Origin of the sequence: Halomonas sp. KAO (genome assembly GCF_015595025.1) — a bacterium.
Classification (GTDB): domain Bacteria; phylum Pseudomonadota; class Gammaproteobacteria; order Pseudomonadales; family Halomonadaceae; genus Halomonas.
The window spans coordinates 145,854-146,305 of record NZ_JADNRL010000009.1 but is presented as its reverse complement, the minus strand read 5'-3'; the positions used below and the strand labels follow the sequence as shown (position 1 = coordinate 146,305).

Annotated in this window: 1 protein-coding gene; it reads left to right on the top strand. The window is 64.8% G+C overall.

Annotated elements, in window-relative coordinates; translation table 11 throughout:
- Positions 1 to 452, top strand: a 452-nt coding sequence (locus IOC61_RS03820; RefSeq protein WP_195687547.1) for a helix-turn-helix domain-containing protein, incomplete at both ends; no start/stop codon positions are given.

The following is a 452-nucleotide window of genomic DNA, read 5'->3' as shown; positions in this document are numbered from 1 at the left end:
TGAGAACAGTCTATAAGTGGGTGCGTCGTTTCCGAGAGGAAGGGCAGGAGGGGCTCCAGGACCGTCGGTCACGCCCGGCCCGAAGCCCGTTGGCGACCGACGCAACGACGGTGGAGCAGATCGTCGAGCGTCGTCAGCGACGCCAGACCTATCGCCAGATTGCCCAGGCGCTGGGAGTTGGCCAGAGCACGGTGGCGCGCATTCTCAAGCGTAAAGGGCTGAATCGTCTGGCGGCGCTGACGCCGCCAAGGCCCAATAATCGCTATGAGCACGCCGCCCCCGGGGATCTCTTGCATCTGGATATCAAGAAGCTCGGCCGCTTCGAGCGCCCGGGCCATCGGGTCACCGGCGATCGCCAACTGGCCACGCGTGGCGCAGGGTGGGAGTATGTCCACATCGCCATCGACGATCACTCGCGGGTGGCCTTCGGCAGTCGCTACCCCGATGAAACT